Origin of the sequence: Arthrobacter sp. efr-133-TYG-120, assembly GCF_030209785.1 — a bacterium.
Taxonomy (GTDB): Bacteria; Actinomycetota; Actinomycetes; order Actinomycetales; family Micrococcaceae; genus Arthrobacter.
Genome location: NZ_JARVRI010000010.1, coordinates 1 through 18533, shown reverse-complemented (window position 1 = coordinate 18533; position 18533 = coordinate 1). Strand labels below are relative to the sequence as shown.

At 63.5% G+C, this 18533-nt stretch carries 18 protein-coding genes; 5 read left to right on the top strand and 13 right to left on the bottom strand.

What is annotated here, in order from left to right; translation table 11 throughout:
* Window positions 1–70: 70 nt before the first annotated feature.
* From era to QRN51_RS05755, 4 genes are read right to left on the bottom strand one after another with little or no spacing between them, the layout of a single operon-like run.
* Window positions 71–1033 carry a GTPase Era gene (gene era / locus QRN51_RS05770; RefSeq protein WP_059390009.1) on the bottom strand — a complete coding sequence of 321 codons (963 nt, stop codon included), beginning with the start codon at window positions 1031–1033 and terminating at the stop codon, window positions 71–73.
* Window positions 1017–2348 (bottom strand): hemolysin family protein, encoded by a 1332-nt coding sequence (locus tag QRN51_RS05765; RefSeq protein ID WP_284989006.1) that lies wholly within the window; start codon window positions 2346–2348, stop codon window positions 1017–1019. Before QRN51_RS05765 ends, era begins: the two co-directional genes overlap by 17 nt.
* Window positions 2345–2818 (bottom strand): rRNA maturation RNase YbeY, encoded by a 474-nt coding sequence (gene ybeY / locus QRN51_RS05760; protein ID WP_284989005.1) that lies wholly within the window; start codon window positions 2816–2818, stop codon window positions 2345–2347. Before ybeY ends, QRN51_RS05765 begins: the two co-directional genes overlap by 4 nt.
* Window positions 2815–3903 (bottom strand): PhoH family protein, encoded by a 1089-nt coding sequence (locus QRN51_RS05755; RefSeq protein WP_059390011.1) that lies wholly within the window; start codon window positions 3901–3903, stop codon window positions 2815–2817. Before QRN51_RS05755 ends, ybeY begins: the two co-directional genes overlap by 4 nt.
* Window positions 3904–4325: 422 nt before the next feature.
* Between QRN51_RS05755 and QRN51_RS05750 the strand changes: the two genes are divergently transcribed.
* Window positions 4326–5213 (top strand): GerMN domain-containing protein, encoded by an 888-nt coding sequence (locus QRN51_RS05750; RefSeq protein ID WP_059390012.1) that lies wholly within the window; start codon window positions 4326–4328, stop codon window positions 5211–5213.
* A gap of 31 nt (window positions 5214–5244) precedes the next feature.
* Here the strand turns inward: QRN51_RS05750 and QRN51_RS05745 are convergent, their stop codons facing one another.
* From QRN51_RS05745 to hrcA, 3 genes are all read right to left on the bottom strand, one after another.
* Entirely contained in the window at window positions 5245–6021 is a 777-nt protein-coding gene (locus tag QRN51_RS05745) for a 16S rRNA (uracil(1498)-N(3))-methyltransferase (protein ID WP_284989003.1), read from the bottom strand.
* A 2-nt stretch (window positions 6022–6023) separates the two neighbouring features.
* Complete coding sequence (gene dnaJ / locus QRN51_RS05740) at window positions 6024–7154, bottom strand: molecular chaperone DnaJ (RefSeq protein ID WP_059390014.1); 1131 nt, start codon at window positions 7152–7154, stop codon at window positions 6024–6026.
* 67 nt (window positions 7155–7221) lie between these two features.
* Window positions 7222–8235 (bottom strand): heat-inducible transcriptional repressor HrcA, encoded by a 1014-nt coding sequence (gene hrcA, locus QRN51_RS05735; RefSeq protein ID WP_284989002.1) that lies wholly within the window; start codon window positions 8233–8235, stop codon window positions 7222–7224.
* A gap of 180 nt (window positions 8236–8415) precedes the next feature.
* On the opposite strand from hrcA, the gene QRN51_RS05730 reads away from it, so the two are divergent.
* On the top strand, window positions 8416–9273 hold the full coding sequence (locus QRN51_RS05730) for a DUF3097 family protein (protein ID WP_284989001.1): 858 nt from the start codon (window positions 8416–8418) through the stop codon (window positions 9271–9273).
* Window positions 9274–9376: 103 nt separating this feature from the next.
* On the top strand, window positions 9377–9790 hold the full coding sequence (locus QRN51_RS05725) for a DUF4870 domain-containing protein (protein ID WP_059390016.1): 414 nt from the start codon (window positions 9377–9379) through the stop codon (window positions 9788–9790).
* A gap of 57 nt (window positions 9791–9847) precedes the next feature.
* Here the strand turns inward: QRN51_RS05725 and hemW are convergent, their stop codons facing one another.
* Together hemW and lepA are read right to left on the bottom strand one after the other, a co-directional pair.
* Window positions 9848–11077 carry a radical SAM family heme chaperone HemW gene (gene hemW, locus QRN51_RS05720; protein WP_284989000.1) on the bottom strand — a complete coding sequence of 410 codons (1230 nt, stop codon included), beginning with the start codon at window positions 11075–11077 and terminating at the stop codon, window positions 9848–9850.
* Window positions 11078–11140: 63 nt separating this feature from the next.
* On the bottom strand, window positions 11141–12994 hold the full coding sequence (gene lepA, locus QRN51_RS05715; protein ID WP_284988999.1) for a translation elongation factor 4: 1854 nt from the start codon (window positions 12992–12994) through the stop codon (window positions 11141–11143).
* A 217-nt stretch (window positions 12995–13211) separates the two neighbouring features.
* On the opposite strand from lepA, the gene QRN51_RS05710 reads away from it, so the two are divergent.
* Window positions 13212–13781, top strand: coding sequence for a type II toxin-antitoxin system PemK/MazF family toxin (locus QRN51_RS05710; RefSeq protein WP_284988998.1), 570 nt, complete (start codon window positions 13212–13214; stop codon window positions 13779–13781).
* A 171-nt stretch (window positions 13782–13952) separates the two neighbouring features.
* Window positions 13953–14213, top strand: a complete 261-nt coding sequence (gene rpsT, locus QRN51_RS05705; RefSeq protein ID WP_028267110.1) for a 30S ribosomal protein S20 — start codon at window positions 13953–13955, stop codon at window positions 14211–14213.
* Between the two features lie 193 nt (window positions 14214–14406).
* On the opposite strand, the gene holA is transcribed toward rpsT, so the two are convergent.
* The 4 genes from holA to QRN51_RS05685 form a co-directional block, all read right to left on the bottom strand.
* Window positions 14407–15423: a DNA polymerase III subunit delta gene (holA, locus tag QRN51_RS05700; RefSeq protein ID WP_284988997.1), complete on the bottom strand. Its 1017-nt coding sequence runs from the start codon at window positions 15421–15423 to the stop codon at window positions 14407–14409.
* A 47-nt stretch (window positions 15424–15470) separates the two neighbouring features.
* Complete coding sequence (locus QRN51_RS05695; protein ID WP_284988995.1) at window positions 15471–16880, bottom strand: ComEC/Rec2 family competence protein; 1410 nt, start codon at window positions 16878–16880, stop codon at window positions 15471–15473.
* 235 nt (window positions 16881–17115) lie between these two features.
* The gene (locus QRN51_RS05690) at window positions 17116–17595 is read right to left on the bottom strand and encodes a helix-hairpin-helix domain-containing protein (RefSeq protein WP_275937076.1); all 480 of its coding nucleotides are present in this window, start codon (window positions 17593–17595) and stop codon (window positions 17116–17118) included.
* 566 nt (window positions 17596–18161) lie between these two features.
* Window positions 18162–18533, bottom strand: a 372-nt coding sequence (locus QRN51_RS05685; protein ID WP_284988993.1) for an HNH endonuclease signature motif containing protein, incomplete at its 5' end; no start/stop codon positions are given.

Below are 18533 nucleotides of genomic sequence, written 5' to 3'. Positions count from 1 at the left end.
CGCTCAACCTTTCCTCGGAAAATGGGATTCGGACCATTTTACGGGCCCAAACTGGGAAATTCCCCAGCGGTTAGAACCCCAGCTTCACGAGTTGCTTCGGGTCGCGCTGCCAGTCCTTGGCCACTTTCACGTGCAGGTCGAGGTAGATCTTGGTTCCCAGGAGGGCCTCAATGCCCTTGCGGGCGTTCGTTCCGACTTCGCGCAGCCGGCTTCCGGCCTTGCCGATGATGATGGCCTTCTGGGACGGGCGCTCAACGTACAAATTGACCCGCACGTCGAGGAGCGGGTTGTCTTCGGAGCGGCCCTCGCGGGGCAGGATTTCCTCCACCACCACGGCCAGGGAGTGCGGAAGCTCGTCGCGGACGCCTTCCAGCGCTGCTTCCCGGATAAGTTCGGCGACCATGACGGCCTCCGGTTCATCGGTGAGTTCACCGTCCGGGTAGAGCGGCGGAGAAGGCGGCATGTGGCCGATGAGGACGTCGGCGACCGTATTGACCTGGAAACCGTCGGTTGCTGAAACCGGAACGATATCGGCCCAGCCTTGCTCGCCGAGGACTTCGCGGCCCAATGCGGCTACAGCCAGGAGTTGCTCGGTCAGGGCCTGGCGGTCAACAAGGTCGGTCTTGGTGACCAGGGCGATGATGGGCTTGCGTCCCACCGCGGCGAGCTGGGCTGCGATGTACTTGTCGCCCGGTCCGATCTTCTCGTTGGCGGGCAAGCAAAAGCCAATGGCGTCCACCTCGGAGAGGGTGTCCGCGACGAGATCGTTGAGCCTCTTGCCAAGGAGGGTGCGCGGGCGGTGGAGTCCCGGGGTGTCGACAAGGATCAGCTGCGCGTCGTCCCGATGGACAATGCCGCGGATCGTGTGCCTCGTGGTCTGCGGTTTTGCCGAGGTGATGGCCACCTTCTGGCCGACCAAAGCGTTGGTGAGGGTGGACTTGCCGGCGTTGGGACGCCCCACAAGAACCGAGAATCCTGCGTGGAAGCCGCCGAAGTCCTGATCGGCGTCGAACTTCTTATTGTGCTTGCTCACGTGGAACTCCCTGTTGCGTTGTGTCGGCCTCGTCGAGAAGGTCTTCAAGGTCAGTGTCTTCTTTTGGAATGGCTGCCGCAATGATATGGCTGACCCGGTTTCGCCGGCCTTCCAGCCTATCGGCTTTCAAGGAGATCCCATCCACGTGCACCGCGCTGCCGACGATGGGCACCTTGCCCAGGGTCTTGGCCAGGAGGCCGCCTACGGTGTCCACTTCGTCGTCGTCGAGGTCAATGTGGAAAAGTTCGCCGAGGTCGTCGATGCTCATCCGCGAACTGACGCGGTACGTGCCGTCACCAAGGTCAGTGACCTCGGCATCGTTCGAATCGTACTCATCGACGATCTCCCCGACAATTTCCTCAATCAGGTCCTCCAGCGTCACCAGTCCGGCCGTGCCGCCGTATTCGTCAATGACGACGGCGACGTGCGTGGACTCTTGCTGAAGCTCGCTCAGGAGGTCGCTGACAGGCTTCGATTCGGGAACGAAGCGTGCCTCGCGGGCTATGGCGTCAACGTCCTGGCGTACTGATGGTTGTTCGGGGCGATGCAATGCGGCAGCGACGTCCTTCAAATAGAGAATGCCGCGGATCTGGTCCGCGTTCTCGCCGATGACGGGGATCCTTGAGTACCCGGAACGGAGGAACAAGGCCATGGCCTGCTCCAGGCTGGATCCGGACTCGATGCTCACAATGTCCGTTCGAGGAACCATCACCGAGCGCACCAAGGTGTCGCCGAAGTCGAAGACCGATTGGATCAGTTCGGCCTCGCTGTCCTCGATCATGTCGGATTCCGTGGCCCTGTCCACGAGTTCACGGAATTCTTCCTCGCTGAAGAATGCTTCGTCGCCGCTGGGCGCGCCGGGCGCTACCGTACTGCCGATCGCCACGAGCCAACCAGGGATGGGACCCAGGATCCAGCACAGGAACCTGATGAGTGGTGCCGAGTAGCGAACCACCCCGCCCGAGTGGGCGCGTCCGAGTTGACGGGGCGAGACGCCCACCAGAACGAATCCAATGACGGCCATGATGCCTGTAGCCGCCAATCCGGCAAGCCAAACGTTCTCTAGGAGGCTGTGCATGACGACGGCGACGGCCACTGCTGCCGCCATCTCGAACCAGACACGCCAGAACCGCAGTGCGCGAATGTGCGCAACGGGCTGGGCGAGGATACTGCGAAGTGAATTTCCCCTGCTCTTGACGATGGCTTGCTCCGCGTCGTGCCGCGGCAGGAAGGTGAAGGCAGCTTCAGCCGCGGTCAGCAGGGCGACGAAACTGAGGAATACCAACGCCATCCCGACCAGGATGAGCGAGGTCACAGCATGGTCTCCATGGGGGCGTCCTTGCCGAGGAACGCGGACAGCAGCTCACGCTGCAGGCCGAACATCTCTTCCTTTTCCTCCGGCTCCGCGTGGTCGAAACCGAGGAGGTGAAGGATTCCGTGCGTGCAGAGCAGGAGCATTTCATCCTGCGTTGAATGACCGGCGTTGCGCGCTTGAGCCTCGGCTACCTGCGGGCAGATGGCGATGTCGCCCAGCATGCCCTGTGGAGCCGGCTTGCCGGGAGTACCTGGAGTCAGCTCATCCATCGGAACAGACAGGACGTCCGTGGCGCCGGGTTCGTCCATGAGCTCGATGTGGAGCTTTTCCATGGCGGGCTCATCCACCAGGAGGATGGAAAGTTCGGCCTGCGGGTGAATGTAGAGCCGCTCGAAGATGAAGCGCGAAAGCGTCACCAATTGTGCCTCGTCCACCTGGACGCCGGACTCGTTGTTGACCTCGATGCTCATCGGTGTTCTCCCCGTTTGTCATGGATGGGCGTGTGCTGGGCACGCACCCGGTGCTTTTCGTCCCACTTGCTGTAGGCGGACACAATGTCAGCGACGAGCCGGTGCCTGACGACGTCGGAAGCGTCCAGCATCGTGAAGTTCACGCCGTCGATCCCGCTGAGGATCTCCTGGACGATGCGCAGCCCGGAAGTGGCGCCGAAGGGCAAATCCACCTGGGTGATATCCCCCGTGACAACCATCTTGGATCCGAAGCCCAAACGGGTCAGGAACATCTTCATCTGTTCCGCCGTGGTGTTTTGCGCCTCATCGAGGATGATGAACGCGTCGTTGAGCGTGCGGCCGCGCATGTACGCAAGCGGTGCTACCTCAATGGTCCCGGCAGCCATGAGCCGCGGAATCGATTCCGGATCCATCATGTCGTGCAAAGCATCGTACAAAGGACGCAGGTAGGGGTCGATCTTGTCGCTCAACGTTCCCGGCAGGAACCCGAGGCGCTCACCTGCTTCAACGGCGGGCCTCGTGAGGATGATGCGGCTGACTTCCTTGAGCTGCAGTGCCTGGACGGCTTTGGCCATCGCCAGGTACGTCTTGCCGGTGCCCGCAGGGCCGATCCCGAAGATGACGGTGTTGTCATCTATGGCATCGACATAGTTCTTCTGATTGAGCGTCTTGGGCCGAATGGTGCGCCCGCGGCTCGAAAGGATGTTGTGGGTCAGGATTTCCACGGGGTTTTGCAGCGATTGGCTCCGCAACAAGGAAACAAGCTGCTGGAGCACGTCCGGGGTGATGACTGTCCCCTTGCCGACCAGGCCACGGACTTCCTCCAGAAGGCGCATGATCCTGGGAACGTCGCTTGACGGTCCGCTGAAGGAGAGCTCGTTGCCGCGCACGTGGAAGTCGACGCCGGGGAACTGGGCTTCGATGTAGCGCAAGGCCTCGTCATGGCTGCCAAGGGTCTGAACCATCTGATCCGAGTTGTCGAAGATGACAACTTCCGTCCGGGCGCCCGGGACAGAGTGGGGAAACTCGGCCGGACCTGTCTCAACGCTGCCGGCCTTGGGCCGCCCGTTCAATGATTCTGTCATAGTGCTGGCCTCGCGGCCTGTGCTCCTCGGGCTTGGTGATGTCCATCGATTTTCTCCGATGTCCGTCTGCTGGATGGGCGCAGGATCGTGGGCCTCGGATTGCTTTCAATCCTACGCCAGCCAGTCTCCGGGATGGGTCCGGACCGTGCCCGGCGGGGCTGCGGACGGCGGATTCGTGCCGCTTTGGTATCAACTCGGCATCGACCTCGTATCAATCGGATTGCAGTTGTCCGCCCGGGTATCGAAACGCCAGCCGGGGCCCCGGAGACTATGACAAGCTGATTCATGGGCAAAAATGCCCCTGTGCCCGGCCGCCGGGCGCATGACTCCCCCGCGCTACAGCGGCCGAACACGATCAGGAATCCAAAATCACCAGGCCAGCCGTCACCCCTCACGGCACACGCATCCGGAAACGTTCCGCGATGCTTGTGACCGCCTTGACGGCTGCCTTGTTCCTGTCGGGATGCATTGCCGATCGCACTGGACAGGGATCCACGACGCCGGTCCCCACCCCGACCGCTGCCCTGCAGACGGCCCCCGACAGCAATGCTCCGCTCGAAACGACCCAGGCCTCCAACAAGATCCCCGTGTACTGGATCGGGCGCAGCGACACGGACACCTTCCTGTACCGCGAATTCCGTGACAACCCAGGCAACGAGAACCCCATCACCACGGCGCTGCGGATCATGATGTCCCAGAAGCCTCTGGATCACGATTTCTTCACTCCCTGGCAGAACCCTGGCAGCCTGGCGACCTCGATTTCCGGTAAGAACGTGGTCACGGTCGATGTTTCCCGCGACGCGTTCAACTCCAATCTCGATGCCGGGATGGCACAGCGGGCGGTCCAGGAACTCGTCTATACCGCTACCGCTGCGGCCGCAAGTTCGGGCCTGATCGATTCAGGACAGCAGATCAAGGTGACCATCCTGGTTGACGGGCACACGGACTACATGGCATTCGGCCAGGTCAAACTCGGCGATCCGATGGTGCGCGACGCCTCCATGGTGGCGCCGGTGTGGATCATCGACCCGCAGGAGGACCTGACCTTGCCTTCCGGTCCGGTCAAGTTCAACGGCCGAAGCACGGACCCCTCGAAGAAGCTGCATTGGCAAATCCTTCGCGAGAACTCAAACGGCGACAAGTCCTCGTACCTCGCCGGGCAGGTCACTGCCTCGACCGTTCCGGGACAGGGTGGAACCTTCAGCTTCACAGTGGGGCTCGGAGCGGGCCGCTACGAATTGCGGGTCTCCTTGATGGGACCCAACGACGCGGACATCGCGACTGATACCCGTACTTTCACCGTTCGCTGAGGACGTCCGCTGATCTAGGACGTGCTGCGGGCTACCAGCGCCCCAGGATGTCACTGGCGAGCACGACGGCGGCAGGACCCGCCGTCGACGAGCGAAGCACGTGGTGGCCCAAGAGCGCGGTGACGGCGCCGACGTCGCTGAGTTTCGTCACTTCGCGCGGTGAAATGCCGCCCTCTGGGCCGACAATGAGCAGCACTTCCCGCCCAGCCCCGGCATCGGCGTCGGAAACCCCGCCGTGCCACTTCTCCAGGACCTCCCGCAGCGGACGTTTCGCGTCCTCGTGCAGGATGATCGCCAGATCGGCGGCGGCAACGGCCGCAGCCAGGCCGGAGCCGTCGACGGCGGCACGCACCTCGGGAATCCACGCGCGCCGCGCCTGCTTGGCGGCTGCCGTGGCGACAGATTGCCATTTCGCGTGGGCTTTTGCCGCCCGGTCACCCTTCCAGCGCACGATGGAACGTTCCGCCTGCCAGGGCACGACGGCGTCGATCCCGAGTTCCGTTGCCGTTTCGACGGCGAGCTCGTCCCGGTCGCCCTTCGCGAGGGCCTGGACCAACACGAGCCGTACGGCTGGCTGGTGTTCCTCCTGGACGGCGGAGGCAAGGACCGTCAGGGTTCCCTGCCCGGATTCGGCCACGGTGCCCGTGAGCCGTTTGCCGGCACCGTCGGCGATATCGACGGCTTCGCCGATTTCCAGGCGCTTGACGGTGACTGCATGCCTGGCTTCGGCGCCGTCAAGCATGAAAGAGTCGCCAGGGCCGAGCCCATCAAGCGATCCGGCAGCTGTGAAGAATACGGGGTTGCTCACCGCTACAGGTTACCGAGCTTGTCCCGCAGCTTCGCGAACATACCTCCACTGGCCACAAGCTTGCCTTCGGTGAACTGCTCCCCGCGCAACTTGGCCAGTTGGCGAAGCAGGTCTTCCTGTGCGGCGTCGAGCTTGCCGGGCGTCTCAACGTGAAGGTGCACCTTGAGGTCTCCCCTGCCGTAGCCGCGGAGATGGGTGACGCCCAGCCCGCGCAGGGTGATGACTTCGCCGGACTGCGTGCCGGACTTGACGTCGATTTCCTGGGGACCGTCGAAAGTCTCAAGCTGGAGCTCGGTACCCAGCGCCGCGGCGGTCATGGGGACGCTCAGCGTGGCGTGGAGGTCGTCGCCTTCGCGGATGTAGGTGGAGTCGCTGTTGACCCGGATCTCCACGTAGAGGTCGCCGGGAGGCCCGCCTGCGGGGCCTGCTTCGCCTTGCGACGACAGCTGGATGCGGGTCCCGGTAGCGACGCCGCCAGGCACCTTGACGGTCAGTGAACGGCGGCTGCGGATGCGGCCCTGGCCGTTGCACTCATTACAGGGATCCTTGATGATCGAGCCGAAACCTTCGCATGATCCACACGGCGCGGCGGTCATGACCTGGCCGAGGATCGAGCGCACGGCCCGCTGGACCTGGCCCGAGCCGCCACAGATGTCGCAGCGTTCCGGGTGGGTGCCCGGTCGGCAGCATGAGCCTTCGCACGTGGGACAGATGACTGCAGTGTCCACTTCGAGCTTTTTGTTGACACCGAAGACGGCTTCGCGCAAGTCGATGCGGACACTGATCAAGGCGTCCTGCCCGCGGCGCATGCGTGATGCGGGGCCTTGCATGCCGCCACCTCCTCCGCCGAAGAAGGTGTCGAAGATGTCCTGGAAGGCGAATCCCTGGCCCGCGTAGCCGCCGCCGAAACCGTTGTCGGTCCCGTTCTCGTTGCCGGTGGCGTCGTAGACGCGGCGCTTCTGTGGGTCGGAGAGGACCTCGTAAGCGTGGGTCACCGCCTTGAATTCCTCTGCAGCGCCGGCCCCGGGGTTCACATCGGGGTGCAGCTTACGTGCGAGTTTGCGGTAGGCCTTCTTGATCTCCTCGCCGGTTGCTTCCGGCGAGACGCCCAGAACGTCATAGTGACTGCTCAAAGTCGGTATCTCTTCCTTGTTTACGGTTCCACTGCGTTTCTTGCGGGGCGGTTTCCAGCCGAGGCCGTCAGCCGCCCAGAATGCGGGAAAGGTAGCGTGCGACGGCACGGACGGCCGCCATGGTGTTGGGATAGTCCATGCGGGTGGGTCCAAGAATGCCGATCTTGGCACTGCTGCCCGGACCGTAGCCCGTGGCAACCACCGAAGCCTCGGAGAGGCCGTCGTAGGGGTTTTCGCGGCCGATACTCACCGTGACGCCCCGGGGGTCTTCCGCCATGTCGGACAAAAGCCGCAACATGACCACCTGTTCCTCAAGCGCTTCGAGGACCGGACCGATGCTCAGCGGGAAGTCCACGTTGGAGCGGGCCAGGTTTGCCGTGCCTGCCATGACCATGCGTTCGTCGCGGCTCCGCTCGGCAAGCCTTTCCAGGCCGTGGGCAAGGGCGCCGGCAAGGTTCCGAAGCGCCGGCGGGCACAGGGCAACCACCGATGGCAGCACTTGCGGCATGAGGTCGAGCTGGGAGCCGGCGATGCTTCCAAGGAATCGCGCCCGCAAGGCCATGAGTTCGTCGTCAGCGGTGTCCGTCGCTGCGTGCACAACGCCCTGTTCCACCTTGCCCGAATCGGCGATCAACACCACCAGGACCTGGCGCGGTGCCAAAAGGACAAACTCAATGTGCCGGACGCGCGCGCGGCTCAGGTGCGGATACTGCACGACGGCGACCTGGTTGGTCAGTTGCGAGAGGAGCCGGACGGTGCGCTCAAGGATGTCCTCGACGTCGTCAGGTCCCTCAAGCAAGGAGTGGATGGCCCGGCGCTCGGCGGCCGAAAGTGGTTTGACCTCGGAAATACGGTCGACGAACAGGCGATAACCTTTGTCCGTGGGAATGCGGCCGGCGCTCGTGTGCGGTGCGGCAATGAGGCCTTCTTCTTCCAAGAGGGCCATGTCATTGCGGATGGTTGCGCTCGACACTCCCAGATGGTGCCGTTCAACCAAGGCTTTGGAACCGACCGGCTCGCGGGAGTGAACGTAGTCCTCCACGATGGCGCGTAACACTTCAAGCTTGCGTGGTTCGCTCACTGCCCACCTCCAATCAACATTTCAACAGTTAGCACTCAACATGCCCAAGTGCTAACAAGTCTAGTATGAGCCACCTCGTTGTTAGCATTGGTACCGCTCGCGGCGAACATGATTCCCGCGCGGTCCTGCGCAACGCCACGGACCGTGACCGATCCCCTAGCGCAAAGTGGTGTGAAGACCGTGTCTTACGACAATTGGGGCCCGCAAGACCTCTCCTCGCCTGCCAAACGGCAACTGCCTGAGGTTCCTGTTGAACGCGGAATGGTTCTCGAAGACGTCCAGTCCGGCTGGGTCGGGGCCGTGACCAGGGTGGAGAAGTCCGGAGGCATGCACATTGTGGTGCTGGAGGATCGGCGGGGAAAAGCCAAGTCGTTCCGGCTTGGCTTCGGATTCCTGCTGGAGGGACAAGCAGTGAAGCTCCTGCCGCCTGCCCCACGCCCGGCCGCCGCCAAGGGGGCGGCGCCAGCAGGCAGGACAGCATCAGGATCCGTCCGAGTCGCCGGCCAGCGGGCCCAAGTCGCCAAGGCGAGCCGGATATGGGTGGAAGGTAAGCACGACGCCGAACTTGTGGAAAAGGTGTGGGGAGATGACCTCCGGGTGGAGGGTATCGTCGTCGAGCCGTTGCATGGCGTGGACGATCTCAAGGCGGCAATAGCCGCATTCTCCCCGGGCCCGGGCCGCCGTCTCGGGATCCTTGTGGACCACTTGGTCCCGGATTCGAAGGAGTCGCGGATTGCTGCCGACGCCATGATGCTGCCGGGCGCCGCGGGAAACGTCTTGATCGTGGGACACCCCTACGTGGACGTCTGGCAGGCAATCCGGCCCAAGGTGTTGGGGATCGAGCAATGGCCGACCATCGCGCGGGGCACGGATTGGAAGACCGGGATCCTGAAGGCGTTCGGCTGGCCGCATGAAACGGCCGAGGACATCGGACTGGGTTGGCAGAAGCTGCTGGGCGCCGTCCACAGCTACGCCGATTTGGAGGCGTCTCTGCTGGGTCGCGTGGAGGAAGTGATCGATTTCCTGACCGTTCCGTGATGAATTACCTGCGTAGGGGACAGCAGTTGGTCGGCTGACCGCGTGCCAAGCAAGTATTCTGGGACAGCAACACTGCACCGATAGACACTCGAAGGAAGAAACTGTGGCAGACAACGCTCCTGACGATCGGGACGGCACCTCGGGCCAGTCCCAGTACCACGGCGTTCCTGCCAACGCGCTGCCCTTGACTGCCTCGGAAGACCGGCAGTGGGCAACCCTGGCGCACTTTGGAGGAATCCTCGGCTGCGTGCCTTCGCTCCTGATCTACCTGATCTTCCGCGAGCGTGGCCCGTTCACGGCCCAGGAATCCAAGGAAGCGCTCAACTTCACTTTGCCTCCGACGATTGCCGCAGTACTCGCAAACATCCTGGTCCTGCTCCCGGTGGTGGGAAACCTGTTCGCGGTTTTGGCCACGGCGATTTGGGTCGCAGTGACCTGCTTCTCGGTGTCGGCCGGAATCCGCGTCAACCACGGTCAGCCGCACCGCTACCGCTTCAACCTGCGCTGGATCAAGTAGCCGGTCCTCGCGGCGGATGCCTATGTAGCCTCCCGCTCCGGGCGCTGACGCCTGCCGCTAGTCCGGAAGGATCCGGCGGACCACGGCATCGGCGAGTAGCCGGCCCTTGAGGGTCAGGACCAGCCGTCCCTGGAAGGCCGCTGCGGGTTCAACCAGGCCGTCGGCAATGAGGCCTGCAACGGCGTGGCGGCCCACCTTGTCGAGCGCGTCGACTTGAAGCCCGGTGCCGAGGCGCGCCTCCAGCATGATGCGTTCCACTTCCCGGGTTCCGGCGTCGAGCGTTTCCCGTCCAGCGGCCGGCGAGGCCCCGCTACCGAGTCTGTTGGCATAGGCGGTGGGGTGCTTGACGTTCCACCAGCGGACGCCGCCCATGTGGGAATGCGCACCGGGTCCGATGCCCCACCAGTCGTCTCCCCGCCAGTAGGCAAGGTTGTGTTTGCACGCCTGTTCGGGCGTACGGGACCAATTGCTGACCTCGTACCAGTCCAGACCGGCGGCGCTGATCAGCTGATCGGCGAGTTCGTACTTCGCGGCGTGGTCGTCGTCGTCGATCCCGGGAACCTCGCCGCGCCGGATCTGTGCCGCCAGCTTGGTGCCTTCTTCCACAATCAGCGCGTAGGCGCTGATGTGGTCCGGACTGTAGGACAAGGCAGTCTCCAGGGAGATCTGCCAATCAGCCATCGACTCGCCGGGAGTGCCGTAGATGAGGTCGAGGCTCACGGCAAGACCGGCGTCGCGCGCCCATTGGACCACCAAGGGGACGCGGCTGGGTGTGTGTGTACGGTCCAGGACCTTGAGCACGTGAGGGACTGCCGACTGCATGCCGAAGGAAATCCGCGTAAAGCCGGCATCCGCGAGCAGCTGGAGGGACTCCGGCGTCACGGAGTCCGGATTCGCTTCAGTGGTGACTTCGGCTCCGGCTTCCAGTCCCCAGTGCCCGACGGCGGCCGTCAGGATGCGTGCGAGATCTTCAGCAGGCAGGAGGGTCGGCGTGCCGCCGCCGAAGAACACCGTGCTCAGGGGCCGCTGCGGCAGCCCGGAGGCTTCCATGGCCCGGACGGCGAACTCCACTTCCGAAATGGCAGTGGACGCGTAGGCGTCCTGGGAGGCGCCGCCGCCAAGCTCAGTGGCGGTGTAGGTGTTGAAATCGCAGTATCCGCAACGCACGGCACAGAAAGGTATGTGGACGTACAGTCCAAACTTGCGCGAAACGACGCCGTCGAGCACCTGCGGAGGCAAGATGCCGTCCGCAGGTGCCGGATCCCCAAGGGGAAGAACGCTAGGCACGGAACTCCCTCCGGGGCCGTTCTGTGCCCGCCTGTACCGCAGTGTTCCGGGCGGACAGCCGCATTACTTCTTGGCCTTGTCCTTGGATTCGTCGGTGGTCAGCGCTGCGATGAATGCTTCCTGTGGAACTTCCACGCGGCCCACCATCTTCATGCGCTTCTTGCCTTCCTTCTGCTTTTCCAGAAGTTTGCGCTTACGGGTGATGTCACCGCCGTAGCACTTCGCAAGGACGTCCTTGCGGATGGCGCGGATACTCTCGCGGGCGATGATCCGGGAGCCGATGGCGGCCTGGATGGGGACCTCGAACTGCTGGCGGGGAATGAGCTCGCGCAGCTTGCCTGTCATCATGACGCCGTAGGCGTAGGCCTTGTCCCGGTGGGTGATAGCGCTGAAAGCGTCAACCTGCTCACCCTGGAGCATGATGTCCACCTTGACCAGGTCGGCAACCTGCTCGCCGTCGGCCTTCCAGTCCAGCGATCCATAGCCGCGGGTCTTGGACTTGAGGATGTCGAAGAAGTCGAAGACAATCTCGGCCAGCGGCAGGCGATACCGGATTTCCACCCGGTCTTCCGAGAGGTAGTCCATGCCGCCCATGACCCCGCGGCGGCTCTGGCACAGCTCCATGATGGCGCCCACAAACTCATTGGGAGCCAGGATGGTGGCAGACACCATTGGTTCGCGCACCTCGGCGATTTTGCCCGTGGGGTATTCGCTGGGGTTGGTGACGTGCAGGACGCGTTTGTCCTCAAGCGTGACCTCGTACTCAACGTTGGGAGCGGTGGAGATGAGGTCGAGGTTGTATTCTCGCTCGAGGCGTTCACGGGTGATTTCCAAGTGCAGCAGGCCCAGGAAGCCCACGCGGAAACCGAAGCCCAGGGCGGCGGACGTCTCCGGCTCGTAGACGAGCGCGGCGTCGTTGAGCATCAGCTTCTCGAGGGCATCCCGCAGAACGGGATAGTCCGTGCCGTCCAAGGGGTACAAGCCGGAGAAGACCATGGGCTTGGCATCGGCGTAACCGGCCAGGGATTCCGAAGCGGGCTTGGCCAGGTTGGTCACGGTGTCGCCGACCTTCGACTGGCGGACGTCCTTCACGCCGGTGATGAGGTAGCCTACCTCGCCGACGCCCAGCCCTTTGGAGGGTGTGGGTTCCGGAGAGCTGACACCGATTTCCAGGAGCTCGTGGGTGGCGCGGGTGGACATCATCTGGATCCGCTCGCGTGGGTGCAGCATGCCGTCCACGACACGGACGTAGGTGACCACGCCGCGGTAGGTGTCATACACGGAGTCGAAGATCATGGCGCGGGCCGGAGCGTCCGGGTCGCCGACAGGGGCTGGAAGATCGCGGACGATCTTGTCCAGGAGGGCCTCCACGCCGACGCCGGTCTTGCCGGACACGCGCAGCACGTCCTCGGGATCGCCGCCGATCAGGTTGGCGAGTTCCGCGGCATACTTTTCGGGCTGGGCGGCCGGGAGGTCGATCTTGTTGAGCACCGGAATGATGGTGAGGTTGTTTTCCATCGCCAGGTAGAGGTTGGCCAGGGTCTGGGCCTCGATGCCCTGGGCGGCATCCACCAAGAGGACCGCGCCTTCACAGGCCGCAAGGGAACGGGAAACCTCATAGGTGAAGTCAACGTGGCCGGGGGTATCGATCATGTTCAGGGCGTAGCTGGTGCCGTCGAGTTCCCAAGGCATGCGCACAGCCTGGGACTTGATGGTGATGCCACGTTCGCGTTCGATATCCATGCGGTCCAGATACTGGGCCTTCATGTCGCGGGACTTAACGACGCCGGTGTACTGCAACATGCGGTCGGCCAGGGTGGATTTACCGTGGTCGATGTGGGCGATGATGCAGAAGTTCCGGATGATGGCCGGATCTGTCGCGGCGGGCACCGGTGCGGTGCGGGCCATGGGAGACACGCAGGGTCCTTACTGTCGATACTCACACGGCCGGACTCCGGACTGGTCTGGACCATTCCGGCCGAAGCCGCATATCTGAACTAATAGTCTCCCATGAACATGACGCGGCTTGTGCACTGTGATCGGGCGCCGTCGCAATATGGGAGACGTATGTGCACGACTTATGTGCGAGGCATTTTGTGCGACCCGGCACGGCAAGGGAAAGTACGGTGGTTCCATGGCACCGGATACACATTTGCTTGGCAGACTACTCAGAGGCTCCCTGGGCTACCTCCGACGGATCATCGGATCCCCGGCTGGCACACCCCCTCACCGATCCCCGAAGGCCGGGGCCCCGGCGAAGGCGGGCCAAGCCCGGAGCGCAAGCACCGGCGTCGGGCAGCTCTCCCGCCCCTACCCGGGCGACTTCCGCGGCGCCGTGGCTCCGCGGTACTCCCCCAATCCGGACGGCAAACCGGACCCCGGAGAGATCGTGTGGTCCTGGGTTCCGTACGAAGAGGATTATTCCCAAGGCAAGGATCGCCCGGTCCTGTTGATAGGGCACGACGGCGCGTGGCTGCTCGGGCTGATGCTGACCAGCAAAGACCACGACAACGGCCGCCGTTCAGATGACTACGTCGACATCGGAACTGGGTCCTGGGACCCCCAAGGCCGGCCCAGCGAGGTCAAGGTAGACCGGGTGGTTCGCATCAATCCGGCGGACGTCCGGCGCGAGGGTGCTGTCCTCGACAAGCGCGCTTTCCAAGTTGTGGCGCGTCGGCTCAACGGGCAACACGATTCGGCGTAGACCCGAAATCCCCGGAAAAGGGCCGAGTCTGATAATATTTATGGCTGTGTGTCCGTGCAGGTCGACGGCCACTCATGGTTGGCTGCCATAGGCATCCCCACGCCGCTCAGTCGATGGCCAACCTGAAAACCCTCTAGACCATTTTCCGCATTAAAAAGAGAGTTCACACACGTGGCTAATATCAAGTCCCAGAAGAAGCGCATCCTCACCAACGAGAAGGCTCGCCTGCGTAACAACGCCGTCAAGTCTGAGCTGAAGACGGCCATCCGCGCCGTTGCCACCGCCGTTGAGTCCACGGACAAGGATGCCGCTGCAAAGGCTCTTGTTGCTGCTAGCCGTAAGCTGGATAAGGCTGTCAGCAAGGGCGTTATTCACAAGAACAACGCTGCAAACCGCAAGTCGGCGATCTCCAAAAAGGTCAACGCACTCTAAGGTTTATCCAGTTCGACTGAGCTGAACGTGAGGCCGGCACCCATTTGGGTGCCGGCCTCGCGTCTTTAAGATTCGAGGCACGCCGGCGGACGGGCGGGGCTTACTGACGACGCGGAAAATGCCTATCGACCCAGGTATTCGGGCGTCGCCAAGCATTGCGCGTAGCGCCCGACAGTCTGGGTGTCGCGCGGACCTAGCGTCCGCGGGCCGAGGTGGCAATGACGGTGACAGCGTGCTCCACCGCGTACACAGGATCCCGCGAGAGGCCCTTCACTTGGGCGTCCGCTTCAGCGGTGACCTGGATGGAACGGATCAGGCCCTCGGGAGTCCAACGGCGAACGTCGCGTTGGGCCTGTTCCACGAGCCATGGCTGCATGCCAAGCTGCTTGGCGATCTGTGCCGACGATCCCTGGGCGCCGGCTACCTTGGCCAGGGTGCGGAGCTTCGCGGCGAGGGCGGCTACCAGTGGCACCGGGTCAACCCCGGTGGCGAGGGCATGCCTGAGGCTGGACAGCGCTTGCGGCCCGTTGCCGGCCATGGCGGCGTCAGCAACCTTGAATGCCGTGGCTTCCACGCGGCCACCGTAGTAGCGTTCGACGGTGGCTGCGTCCACCGTGGTGGTGGCGTCCGCGATGAGCTGGTTGCATGCCGCAGCGAGTTCGGAGAGGCTGGCTCCGACTGCATTGACGAGGGCTTGGACGGCTTCCGCTTCGATGCGCCGGCCGCCTGCCTTGAATTCCGAGACGACGAATGCTGTTTTCTCGGCGTCCTTTTTCAAGGGTTGGCAGTCCACCACCGGCCATCCGGAGGACTTGATGGCGTCCAGGAGTTTCTTTCCGCGCACCCCGCCACCGTGGCGAAGGACCAACACGACGTCGTTCTCCGGTTGGGCTACGTATTTCAAGGCATCGGCAAGGAAGGCATCGGTCATGGACTCGAGGCCCTCGATCTCGATGAGTTTTGCCTCATCGAACAGTGACGGCGTGACCGCCATTGCGAGGGAGCCGGACTCGTAGCTTCCGGCATTGAGCTTGCTGATTTCCACTTCCGGTGCTGCGGCACGCACTTGCGATCGGATCCGATCCATGGCCCGGATTCCGAGGTATTCCTCAGGGCCGGTGATGAGCACTACCGCGGATGGGGTAACGTCCCGCCAGCTGGCGGTGTTCGCCGCGGAAGTTTTAGCCTTGGAGACCTGGGCAGCAGCCAATGTTGCTTCCTTCCAGAAGGGTTTTGCAGAATTCCAGTCTCCCACGTTCAGCGGGTCCATCGGCGACGAAGAGACGACTCCCCTGCGGCTATGAGGAGCACCAAGCGGCCGTGCAACCACAGTACGGCGGAGACCACCCGCGTCGGATGCAAGACCAGCCACACAAGCAGGACTGTCCCAACAGACCAGAGACTCATGGTGGCGATTCCAGCGGGACCTTCCGGCCACGGCAAGGACGCTCCGGGAAGCCCGGCGAAGAACCTGGCGATTGCCGCCACCATTCCCGCGCTGGCCCCGGCAACGGCTATCGGAACAATTGCAAGCCAGGGAAGCAGCGGGACAAGGGGGACAGCAATGGTTCCCAGGATCGTCACGGGTGCGACAAACGGAGCAACTGCGATATTCGTCAGCAATGAGTAACTGGAGAACTGCGGTTGCAAGGCTACGATGACCGGGCTGCACAGAAGCTGCGCCGCCAAGGGGACGGCGACGGCGGACGCTAGCCAGGAAGGTACCCAAGACGGAGCCCAGGAAGCGATAGGCCGTGCCAACAGGACAATTCCCAGGGTAGCGAGGACGGACAAGAGGAACCCCACACTCGTACCAAGTGAGGGATCCAGGGTGAGCAGCCCAGTGACCGCGAGGCACAGAAAGCCCAGGCTCCTGCCCTGCCGGCCGCCACTTAGCGCGGTGAGGCCGATAGCACCCATGACCGCTGCCCTCAGGACGCTTGCGTCCGGCCCCACCATCATGACAAAGGCCGCCAGGCCACCAAGGGCCACGATTGCCGCGACTCCCCTAGCAAGCCTAAAGCTCCTTGCCAGTAGCACCAGGCCGCCAAGAATGAGGCTGCAATTTGCGCCACTGACCGCGGTGAGATGGGTGGTGCCGGTGGTTTTCATCGCCGTCTCCAGGCTTTCGTCCAAGCCAGTGGTGTCGCCCGTGACCATTCCAGGCAGGAGACCGGCGGCGTCGCCCTGCAACCACTCGGCGGCGGAACTGAATTGCCTTTTCAATTGGGCGGGACCGCGGGGAATGTCGGCAGGTCCTTGCGTCGGGTGCCTTGCTTCTGGCTTGTTCTGTGTGTCTGGCTTCCGCTGTGAGTCCGGCCGCATGGGTGGGGTGGCGGCGACAAGAACACCAGCCTCGACTTGTCCTGGCTTTGCAGGCTTCAGTTTTCCCGCTGTTCTTACCTCCTGTCCCGTGACAACCTGCCCCCAGCCTTCGCCTCCGGTCAGCAGAATTCTGGTGCGGGAGCGGATCAGCATGCCGTCGGCCGCAATATCAATCACTTCGGCCGGCACGGCCCACCGTCCCGATCCACGGGAATCCGTGCCTAACTCGCGAGGATCACCCACGATCAACACATGAATGACCACCGAATCGCGCGCCGCTGCAACGTCGGCAACCGGTCCGTCGTCGCGCTGTCCCGCTTGCATTGCGGCGTGGGCGGCCACGGCCGCGCCGAACAAACACGCAACGGCCAACGTGGCAGGAAACGTCCTCAGGCTACGAGGAGCCCTGGCCCGAGTGGCGAGAAGAAGACACGCGGCGAGGGCCAAAGCCACGCACACAACTCCCGTCCAGAGGGAAGGTAGATAGGCGGCCGCAAGGGAGACAGTCCACGTGAGAACGGCAGACGGGGCCAGCCGAAGGTCTACGCGGCCGGGCCTCAGCTTGACTCCGCTCACCCTAGACCGTCACCAAGGGCAGAAGCGATTCCATCATCTTGGGACCAACACCATCCACGGCATCGAGGTCCTCCACGGCAGCGAACGGGCCGTGCTGCTGCCGCCATTCGACAATGCGTTTGGCCAGGACGGGGCCGACCTTGGGCAAGGCGTCGAGCTCCTCGGCCGTCGCGGTATTGAGGTTGACTTTTCCACCGCCAGAAGTCCCGGTTCCCGCGCCACCGGCTGTGGGCGCACCGCCAATTGGCCCCGCAAGCTGTGACGGAACAGCCTCACCCAGCCGCGGAACATGAATCTTCGCCGAGTCCTCCACGATGGCGGCAAGGTTGAGGCTGTCAAGCTGGGCAGTTGTATCCGCACCACCAGCTGCGGCGATCGCGTCGAATACCCGCGCACCGGCGGGCACCCTGACAATCCCGGGGTTCTTAACGGCACCCGCAACGTGGACTATGAGGAGCTGGGCTCCATCGGGTGATTCCAAGCCCCCGTCGACACCGCCATTTCTACTTCCCGCGCCCGCTTCGGGATTTCCTCCCGCATGTGAACTTCGAACGAGAGGCTCAACCATCGGCTGCCCGGACCAGGACTGCCAGAAGAACCAAATCACCAGCAACAAACAAGGCAAAGCCAACAACACGGCTACCCGCCATGGAGTGCGCCACCGAAGCCTCGATGAAGGTCCTGCCTCCTCGGACACCCCTTCGGTGCCTGACTGCTCCCCCACATCGGCCATACCAGGTCCGGATGTCATCAAGGCCTGCAATGGAAGCAGAGGCTCCGTTTTGTTGACGTGGCCAGGCTGAGCCTCGGCCTTGTGGTCCGTCGGTGACGCAAGACGAGCAACGAATCGGAGCCGGGCGGCACTCGCAGCATCATCCGCGGGTGAGGCTCGGTTCCTACGTGGCATATCCACGAGACTAGAAGGTCCGAGCCCGCAGCAGCAGCCCGGACCGGTGCTATGTGGACAGGGCAACCGCAGAGCGCCTGTGGAGGACCAGTGGCCGCAGGGAAGGCCCATCCGCAGGAGAACGCCCATCGCGGGGCTCATCACTGGAAGTAGTGGTTTCTGCGGGGTTTGCGGTGGGGGTCGATGTGCGGTGGCGGGATGAACCAGGGCACGCCCGCTTGGACCTGGATGTGCCAGTCTTCCTTGTGGATCAGATGATGGTGATGGCTGCAGAGCAACGTCCCGTTCGCGGCGCTCGTGACTCCGCCGCGGGACCAGTACTCGATATGGTGGGCCTCGCACCAAGGGGCCGGCATGGTGCACCCGGGGAAAGCGCAGCCCTTGTCCCGCGCGGTGATGGCCTTGCGGATGTGCGGCGGGAAGATCCGTGAGGCCCGTCCGATGTCCAGGACCTGGCCCTCGCCGCCCAGGACCACGGGGATGATGTCGGCGTCGCAGGCCAGTTTGCGCAC

What these genes read in the sequence shown, in the direction of transcription:
- ybeY (WP_284989005.1), bottom strand. Translation starts at nt 2,818, where the DNA reads ATGAGCATCGAGGTCAACAACGAGTCCGGCGTCCAGGTGGACGAGGCA.
- QRN51_RS05755 (WP_059390011.1), bottom strand. Translation starts at nt 3,903, where the DNA reads ATGACAGAATCATTGAACGGGCGGCCCAAGGCCGGCAGCGTTGAGACA.
- QRN51_RS05750 (WP_059390012.1), top strand. Translation starts at nt 4,326, where the DNA reads ATGCTTGTGACCGCCTTGACGGCTGCCTTGTTCCTGTCGGGATGCATT.
- QRN51_RS05710 (WP_284988998.1), top strand. Translation starts at nt 13,212, where the DNA reads ATGGCACCGGATACACATTTGCTTGGCAGACTACTCAGAGGCTCCCTG.